We start from the raw sequence: 8,886 nt of genomic DNA, 5'->3' as shown, positions 1-8,886 counted from the left end.
GCCTTCTACTCCCGCTTCGTCGGCGGCGGGGACCTCGTCTTCGACATCGGCTCCCACGTGGGCGACCACATCGCCAGCTTCCGTCGCCTCGGTGCCCGGGTCGTCGCTGTGGAACCGCAGCCACTGTGTCTGCGCGTCCTGCGGGCGATCTACGGCGACGACGACCAGGTGACCCTTGTCGACGCGGCGTGTGGCGCGCTCCCTGGGCGCACCCGGTTGCACGTCAACTCCGCCAACCCCACCGTCTCGACCGCCTCACCGGACTTCGTCCGCGCGGCGAGGGGCGCGGGCGGGTGGGAGGGCCAGGTGTGGGACACCGACATCGAGGTCCCGGTGGTCACCGTCGACGCGCTGATCGAGACGTACGGCGTGCCGACCTTCACCAAAATCGACGTTGAGGGTTTCGAGGACGAGGTGCTGGCCGGCCTGAGCCGCCCACTGCCCGCCTTGTCGTTCGAGTTCACCACCATCGCCCGTGCGGTCGCCGACCGGTGTCTCGATCGCCTGACCGCGCTGGGCTTCGACGGCTTCGACGTCGCAGTGGGCGACGACAAGTCGATGACGTTCCGACGGTGGATGTCCGCGACCGACCTGGCGACGCACCTGCACGACCTGCCGCACGCCGCGAACTCCGGCGACGTGTACTGCGTGTCCGGAACCCTGGCGGCCACCACCGACGGCTGACCTGAGCACTGGTCACCGCCACGGTGAACGGGGCCGGGCCCGACGATCAGATGACCGTCGAGCGACGGGCCGCGCCGCCTGACAAGGTCACCTATGCTCGGCGCGTGATCCCCCCGGCACTCGAAATCCGTGGCCTGGTCAAGACCTTCGCGGCGCATCGCGCGGTGGACGGCATCGATCTGACCGTCCACCCCGGCACCTTCCACGGCATTGTCGGGCCCAACGGCGCCGGCAAGTCCACCACCATCGGGATGGCCGTCGGCCTGGTCACCCCGGACTCCGGGCAGATCCGGATCCTCGGCCACGACGCGCTGCGCGACCGCCGCCAGACCCGCGCGCTGACCGGCGTGCTGCCCGACGGCCTCGACTTCCCCGAACGCCTCACCGGTGCCGAACTGCTGCGCTACAGCGCCGGCCTGCGCGGGCTGCCCCGCGCCACTGCCACCGACCGTGCCGCCGAACTGATCGACGTGCTCGGCCTGACCAAGGGCGCCGGCACCCCGCTGGCCGACTGCTCCACCGGCACCCGCAAGAAGCTCGGCCTCGCCCAGGCGCTGCTGCACGCGCCCCGGCTGCTCGTGCTCGACGAACCGTTCGAGGCGGTCGACCCGGTCTCCACGGCCACCATCCGCCAGGTGCTGCGCCGGTTCGTGGCCGGCGGCGGCACCTGCGTGCTGTCCACCCACTCGATGCTGCTCGTCGAGCAGATGTGCGACGAGGTCACCGTGATCCATCAGGGCCGGGTGGTCGCCGCCGGGTCGGTCGCCGAGGTCGCCGCCGGCCGCAGCCTGGAGGACCGGTTCGTCGAGTTGGTCGGCGCCGAAGCCTCCGGCAGCGCCGGTCTGGCCTGGCTGACCGGGGCACGATGAGCACCGAACTGAGCGCCCCCGGCCGGCTGGGCGGCACCCTCGGCGCGATCGCGGTGCCGGCCCGGATGCGCGCCACGATGCTGCGTCGCTCGCTGCGCGAGCACCCCGGGCCCACAGTGGCCGGCCTGGTCGGTCTGCTCGCCGCCGCCTGGTTGATCCGGTACGCGCTCCGCGGCGACCAGCACACCCTCGGCCTGCTCGCCGGGGCGTGGGTCCTCGGCTGGATCGTGTTGCCGCTGCTGCTCGGTGGCGGGCGCGGCCGGGTCCGCCCGGCCCACCTGCGGCTGGAGCCGATCGGCGGGATCCCGGCCGCAGTCGGCCCGGCCGTCTCGCTGGTGGCACTCGCCGCGCTGCCGGTGCACGCCGCCCGGTACGGCGCCGTCGCGGTCCTCGTCACCGCCGGCGGCGCGGTGCTGCTCTGGCTGCTCGGGCTGATCGGCTCGGCGATCGCGCTCGAGGTCGTCGGCCACGCCGGCGGTCCGGCCGGGGCGCTGCTCACCGGCGTCTTCACCGGTACGGCGATGGGTGTCGCCGGGTCGCTCTGGGCGGTCTTCCCGTGGGTGTCGGTCCTGCTCGTGGCAGCGCCGGAGGAGGTGGTCCGGGCCATGGCGTACGTGCCGAGCGCCTGGCCGCTCTCCGCCGTGACCGGGCCAACCGGGCAGGGGGCGCGCCTGACGGCGACCCTGGTGGGCATCGTGGCGCTCTGCGCCGCCGCGTACATCATGCTCGTCCGAAGGGTGATCGCCACGGGCGTGCCGTTCCGGCCGCGCCGGACCACAGCGCTCCCGCTCGTGCGGCGCGGCGGCGACGATCTGGCCGCGCGGCGCGGAACCACGGCGGCGTCACCGGCCGAAGATGGGCAGGCGCAGCGCGGCTGGCGGGCGTGGGTGCCGGCCGCGACGCGGGCGGTCGTCGGCCGTGAGCTGCGTGCCTGGACGCGGCATCCGTTGCGGTTGCAGTATCTGGCGTTCGCCGTGGTGTACGCGGCGCTGCTCGCCGGGCTGCCGCTGCTGTCCGACGTGGACCTGCTGCTGCCGTGGGCCGGGCCGCTCGCTGTGCTCGGCGTGGCGGCGATGTCGGCCGGGCTGGTCGGGCTGGACGGCACCGCGTTGTGGCTGCCGCTCACCACGCCCGGCGGCGAACGGGCCGAGGTCCGGGGCCGGGCCCTGGCCTGGCTGGTGCTGGTCACCCCGATCGGGGTGCTGCTCGCCGTCGCCGGTGTCATCCTCGCGCCCGACGTCGACCCGCTGGCCGCGCTCTCCACCCTGCCGGCTCTGCTCGGCGCGGGCGCGTCGGTGCCGGTGTGGGTGTCGCTGCTGCGCGTACGCCCGGTGGCCGACCCGCGGCATCCGACCGCGGCCGACAACCCGACCGACATCGTCAGTGTGCTGGTCGCCACCGCGGCTGGGCTGCTCGCCACCGCGCCGGTGCTCGCCCTGGTGATCTGGGGCCCGTCGGAGGTGGCGCCGCTGTTGCCGCTGGTCGGGCTGCTCGGAGGCGCCGCAGCCTGGTGGGGTGGCGTGTGGTTGGCCGACGAGCGGCTCGCCCGGCGCGGCACGACGGTGCTCGCCGCGGCAGGTCAGCGGAGCCGGCCTCCGGAGACGGTGCTCCCGCTGACCTGGGACCTGCAGTGGTGTCGGGAGAACACGTCGACCGCCTGGGCGCTGGGGTTGCTGACGGTCGGGTGGATCCCGGTGATCCCGCAGGGGTTGATGCCGTTGGCGTTCGGAATCGACAGCGGGTGGATCGTGGCCGGTCACCTGAGCGGGAGCGCGCACACGGCCATGGGGTTGGCGATGGTCGGCCTGGGCGTCGCGATGCTGCTCACCGGCCTGGTGCTGTGGGATCGCCGACCGCAACCCGGCGGCTCCTGAGCCACAGCTCTACCACAGCCCGAGCTGGCCCTCGACCTCGTCCGTGTGTGGCTCCCGCAGTTGCCAGAGGCGGACCACCCCGAGGCGGGCGTCATGCGTCATCCACCGTCCGTGTCCACCGGCGGACAGGATCGAGTTCTGGGGCATGTCGATGCCGTAGTCCATCACGGTCTGCGGGCGCAGCGTACGGGTGGAAAGCAGGAGATGCTGCTCGGCGTCACCCTGGTCGGTCGCGACGCCGACCATCACCCAGTCGCCGGATACGACGGCCCCGGTCTCGTACATCCGGTAGTCGTCGGAGTCGCCGAACTCCGGAATGTCGTCGTAGCGGCGCTCTATCCGAACACTGTCGTCGGCACCATCGCGTATCGCGATCCAGCCGCTGCCGTGCGGCATGGAGAGATAGAAGCTCCCGCTGGCGTTCGTGTCGGCCAGGCAGCCGTTCAGGATCTGCCCGGCGACCAGCCGCCGATCGCCCGTCGTCCAGCGATAACTGAGGCAGGTTTCCGGTCCCACCGCGATGTGCAGCCCGACGTGCTGTCGATTGGCGTCCAGGACGAAGGTGGCGGAGCCTTCAGCTGTCTGAAGGGGGCGCCGGCCCACCTCGGTGCCGCCTCCGGACGTGTCCAACACGACGAGTTGGTCGCCGGCACCGTCGGGCAGAAACAGCCAGAGAAGGTCGTCCCCGGCCAGGTGACAGCTCGGCCGTGGCCAACCTGTCGACAAGACCCTGCCGTGCTCGACTGTCCACCGGACGCGGCCGTCGGCGCTGCGAACCTGCACCTGTCGAGGTCCCACGAGCGCGAACCGCGACCGGTCCGGAGCCACACCGACGGCCAGGATCGGGTCAGCGTCGGAGGACGCCCACGCCAGCGCGACCGTCAGGTCCGAGTGCGACACGCGCAGCGAACGATGGCTCCACGCCAGTAGCCCCGTGTCGGTCAGCCACTCGACGAAGGTCGGCGGCGTCACCACTGTCTCGGCGATCAGCAACGGGCGCACAGCCGCGAGCCTACGCACGACGAGAAGCCGTGGCGGTACTCGTTGGGTCGTAGCCATGGGAGTGGATGCTGTCCGGCATGCTGTGGACATGACTGAGGAGCTGAAAGATCCGTCCGCCTCGTCCGGCGACACGGTGTCAGCTTCGCCACCAGTGATCTCTGTGATGCTGATTGTCGAAGATGCAGACGCTGCGGTTGCCTGGTACAAGACCGCGTTGGGCGCGACAGAACTCTGGAACCTTGGTGGCGTGGCCGGCCTTGAGATCAGTGGCGCCGCCTTCTTCCTCCATCAGGTCAATCCCGAGAACCGCACAGAGACCAGTCCCGGCCAGACGGGGGTCACAAGCACCCGCATCGAGGTGTTCTCCGACGATCCCGACATCTTCATCGAGCGCGCCGTCGCCGCGGGCGCTATCGCCGGAGCGGGAATCGAAGATCACCACATGCCCTGGGGGACGCACCGTCAAGGCGGCTTTACGGACCCGTCCGGTCACAAGTGGTCCGTAGGCGACAGGTCACCCCTAAGCCCGTTCCCACGCTGATCGGGGCGTGGGCTCGGCTACCTGGGCGCCGTGGCTGGGGTTCGTAACCTTGGTCCGCCAAACTGCGCGGTATGGGTGATCGTTGGCGCCGGTGGGCGTGGGTCGGGGTGCTCGTCATCGGGCTGATCCTTTCTCTGGCGGTGCTGCGGACCCTGGTCAGCACCAAGAATCCGAACTTCGTACCGGCGTTGATCCTGCTCGGGGCGACGTTGGTGCCGTTGACGTTCCTGACGTTCGCGCAGGCCCGGACCGGGCTGACCGCCGGTGCGCTCTGGGCGTTGCTGGCGAGCCCGAGCGTCGCTCGGCTCTTCGGGTTCATCGGCACGTTCCTGGGTGTCGTCGTCCTGCACACCCTGTGGGACACGTTCTCCGGTTCGCTGGTCTTCGTCGTGTTGGCGATCATCAGCATCGGCTGGTTGTTCTGGGAGCTGCGCCGCTACCGGAGCTTCAGCGATCAGCACATCAGCACATCGGCCAGCTGCAACCGCACTGACCAGCGTCGTACTCCATGCCTCTCCCGGCCCGCAGCGAAGAGCTGGGGTAGGCATGACTGTTGGTGATCTCGCTGCGACCGGGCCGGCACCTCATCTAACGTCAGAGTGTTCATATTTGGCGGTATTGGTGGGGAAGGTGCGGCGATGGGGGTGCGCAGCTGGTTCGAGGGCTGGCCGGTCTATCGCCAGCTCACCGGCACGGACCCGCTGGGCCGGGGCGCCGCGGCGAAGTCCGACGGGTCCCGTGCGCTCACCGCCCGCACCGATACCGCCGATTCGGTGGCCCGTTCGGTCTGCCCGTACTGCGCTGTGGGTTGTGGTCAGCGGGTGTTCGTGAAGGACGGGCGGGTCAGTCAGATCGAGGGTGATCCGGACAGCCCGATCTCGCGGGGTCGGCTCTGCCCGAAGGGTTCGGCGAGCAAGAGCCTGGTCACCAGCCCGCTACGGCAGACCACGGTCCGCTACCGCCGGCCGTACGGCACCGAGTGGGAGGACCTCGACCTCGACACGGCGCTGAACATGATCGCCGATCGGGTCCTGGCCGCCCGGGACGAGACCTGGGAGGACGTCGACGCCGAGGGTCGACCGCTCAACCGGACGCTGGGTATCTCCAGTCTGGGTGGGGCGACGCTGGACAACGAGGAGAACTACCTCATCAAGAAGTTGTTCACCGCGATGGGGGCGCTCCAGATCGAGAACCAGGCCCGTATTTGACACTCCGCCACCGTCCCCGGTCTGGGGACCAGCTTCGGTCGTGGCGGCGCCACCCAGTACCAGCAGGACCTGTCGAACTCCGACGTCATCGTCATCCAGGGTTCGAACATGGCCGAGGCACACCCGGTGGGCTTCCAGTGGGTGATGGAGGCCAAACGTCGGGGGGCGAAGGTCTTCCACGTCGACCCGCGGTTCACCCGCACCAGCGCGCTGGCTGACTCGTACCTGCCGATCCGGGCGGGCACCGACATCGCGCTGCTCGGCGGGGTGGTGCGCTACATCCTCGACAACGAGCTGGACTTCCGGGAGTACGTCGTCGCCTACACCAACGCCGCGACCATCGTGACCGAGGAGTACGCCGACACCGAGGACATCCACGGCCTCTTCTCCGGCTTCAACGACGACAACGCCACCTACGACCAGGCCAGTTGGCGCTACCAGGGCCACTCACAGAACCAGACGACCCGCGACAGCGAGACACAGCGGGAGACGGCGGCCGGGCTGGAGAACGAGTCACACGGCGCGCCCGTCGGCGGCGAGACCGAACGGGACGAGACGTTGCAGCACCCGCGCTGCGTCTACCAGATCCTCAAGCGGCACTTCGCCCGCTACACCCCGGAGATGGTGGAACGGGTCTGCGGCATCCCGCAGGAGAAGTTCTTCGAACTGGCTCGGGCGTGGACGGAGAACTCCGGCCGGGACCGGACCGGCATGCTCGTCTACTCGGTGGGCTGGACGCAGCACAGCGTCGGCGTGCAATACATCCGCACCGGCGCGATCATCCAGCTCCTGCTGGGCAACGTGGGCCGCCCGGGTGGCGGGGTGATGGCCCTGCGCGGGCACGCCAGCATCCAGGGGTCCACCGACATCCCGACGCTGTTCAACCTGCTTCCGGGCTACCTGCCGATGCCGCACCACGCCAATCACCCGACCCTGGACGAGTGGGTGGACAGCATCGCGCACCCCGGGCAGAAGGGCTTCTGGGGCAACGCCCGCACCTACGGCGTCAACCTGCTCAAGGCGTACTGGGGCGATGCGGCAACCGCCGACAACGACTACTGCTACGGGTACCTGCCGCGGATGACCGGCGACCACGGCACCTACCAGCAGGTGCTCGACATGATCGACGGCAAGCTCAAGGGCTATTTCCTGCTCGGGCAGAACCCGGCGGTCGGTTCGGCGCACGGCCGGGCGCAGCGGCTCGGCATGGCCAACCTCGACTGGCTCGTCGTCCGGGACCTCTTCATGATCGAAAGCGCCACGTTCTGGCAGAACGCGCCGGAGATCGAGACCGGCGAGATCGCGCCCGAGCGGTGCCGCACCGAGGTGTTCTTCCTGCCGGCCGCCTCCCACGTGGAGAAGGAGGGCACCTTCACCCAGACCCAACGGCTGTTGCAGTGGCGGGAGAAGGCCGTCGAGCCGCCAGGCGACGCCCGTTCCGAACTCTGGTTCTTCTACCACCTCGGTCGCGTCATCCGGGAACGGCTGGCGACGTCGACGAAGCCGCGCGACCGTGCGCTGCTCGACCTCGCCTGGGACTACCCCACGCACGGCCCTACCGACGAGCCGAGCGCCGAGGCGGTGCTGCGCGAGATCAACGGGTACGACGTGGCGACCGGCCGGCCGCTGGCGTCGTTCACCGAGATGAAGGACGACGGCTCCACAGTCGGCGGTTGCTGGATCTACACCGGCGTGTACGCCGACGGCGTCAACCAGGCGGCCCGCCGCAAACCCGGCTCGGAGCAGTCCCTGGTGGCGCCCGAGTGGGGTTGGGCGTGGCCGGCGAACCGGCGCATCCTCTACAACCGTGCCTCCGCGGACCCGGACGGCAACCCGTGGAGTGAGCGCAAACGCTACGTCTGGTGGGACGCGGACAAGAGCGAGTGGACCGGCTACGACGTGCCGGACTTCGAAAAGACCAAACCGCCGTCCTACCGACCGGCGCACGACGCCTCGGGTGTGGCGGGAATCGCCGGCGACGACCCGTTCATCCTCCAGGGCGACGGCAAGGGCTGGCTGTACGCGCCCACGGGCGTGCTCGACGGACCGATGCCCACCCACTACGAGCCGGTCGAGTCGCCGGTGCGCAACCCGCTCTACCGACAGCAGGCCAACCCGACCCGCAAGGTCTACACCCACCCGATCAACACGCTCAACCCGAGCCCGCCGCAGGAGCACAGCCAGGTGTTCCCGTACGTGTTCACTGTCAGCCGGCTCACCGAGCACCACACCGCCGGTGGGATGAGCCGGACGGTGTCACCGCTGGCCGAGCTGCAGCCCGAGATGTTCGTCGAGGTGTCGCCGGAGTTGGCGGCCCTGCGAGGGTTGAGTCACCTGGGCTGGGCCCACCTGGTCACCAGCCGGGCGGCAGTCGAGGCGAAGGTGCTGGTGACCGACCGCGTGACGCCGCTGCGAGTGGATGGCCGGATCATCCACCAGGTCTGGCTGCCGTACCACTTCGGCTACGAGGGTCTGGTGACCGGCGATTCGGCCAACGACCTGTTCGGCATCACCCTCGACCCCAACGTCCTGATTCAGGAGAGCAAGGTCGGCACGTGCGACGTCCGGCCCGGACGACGCCCCAGAGGACAGGACCTGGTGGACCTCGTCGTCGACTACCGGCGGCGGTCGGGGAACCTCGTCCACCGTTACCCGCCGATGGTCACGACCGACGTCGCCGACAGCAGCAGCGACCAGGAGGCCTGACC

At 70.1% G+C, this 8,886-nt stretch carries 7 protein-coding genes; 6 read left to right on the top strand and 1 reads right to left on the bottom strand.

The window, feature by feature from the left end; genetic code table 11:
- The 3 genes from KBX08_RS28090 to KBX08_RS28080 all read left to right on the top strand — a co-directional run.
- The coding region (locus tag KBX08_RS28090; RefSeq protein ID WP_210786333.1) for an FkbM family methyltransferase at positions 1 to 684 on the top strand (684 nt) is incomplete at its 5' end.
- A 104-nt stretch (positions 685 to 788) separates the two neighbouring features.
- The gene (locus KBX08_RS28085) at positions 789 to 1,553 is read left to right on the top strand and encodes an ABC transporter ATP-binding protein (RefSeq protein ID WP_307850671.1); all 765 of its coding nucleotides are present in this window, start codon (positions 789 to 791) and stop codon (positions 1,551 to 1,553) included.
- The gene (locus tag KBX08_RS28080) at positions 1,550 to 3,427 is read left to right on the top strand and encodes a hypothetical protein (protein WP_210786331.1); all 1,878 of its coding nucleotides are present in this window, start codon (positions 1,550 to 1,552) and stop codon (positions 3,425 to 3,427) included. The genes KBX08_RS28085 and KBX08_RS28080 overlap by 4 nt, the downstream gene beginning before the upstream one ends.
- A gap of 9 nt (positions 3,428 to 3,436) precedes the next feature.
- Here KBX08_RS28080 and KBX08_RS28075 read toward each other — a convergent pair whose 3' ends face one another.
- On the bottom strand, positions 3,437 to 4,429 hold the full coding sequence (locus tag KBX08_RS28075; RefSeq protein ID WP_210786330.1) for a hypothetical protein: 993 nt from the start codon (positions 4,427 to 4,429) through the stop codon (positions 3,437 to 3,439).
- An 88-nt stretch (positions 4,430 to 4,517) separates the two neighbouring features.
- Between KBX08_RS28075 and KBX08_RS28070 the strand changes: the two genes are divergently transcribed.
- From KBX08_RS28070 to fdh, 3 genes are all read left to right on the top strand, one after another.
- A complete protein-coding gene (locus KBX08_RS28070) occupies positions 4,518 to 4,970 on the top strand; it encodes a glyoxalase/bleomycin resistance/extradiol dioxygenase family protein (RefSeq protein WP_210786329.1) in 453 nt (150 codons plus the stop codon).
- A 71-nt stretch (positions 4,971 to 5,041) separates the two neighbouring features.
- Positions 5,042 to 5,530 (top strand): hypothetical protein, encoded by a 489-nt coding sequence (locus KBX08_RS28065; RefSeq protein ID WP_247670190.1) that lies wholly within the window; start codon positions 5,042 to 5,044, stop codon positions 5,528 to 5,530.
- A gap of 78 nt (positions 5,531 to 5,608) precedes the next feature.
- Positions 5,609 to 8,884 (top strand): formate dehydrogenase, encoded by a 3,276-nt coding sequence (gene fdh / locus KBX08_RS28060; RefSeq protein WP_210786328.1) that lies wholly within the window; start codon positions 5,609 to 5,611, stop codon positions 8,882 to 8,884.
- Positions 8,885 to 8,886 lie beyond the last annotated feature (2 nt).

Origin of the sequence: Micromonospora sp. H61 (genome assembly GCF_018070325.1) — a bacterium.
Taxonomy (GTDB): Bacteria; Actinomycetota; Actinomycetes; order Mycobacteriales; family Micromonosporaceae; genus Micromonospora; species Micromonospora salmantinae.
Note: the sequence above shows the minus strand (reverse complement) of the source record. Positions and strands in the feature narration are given on the sequence as shown.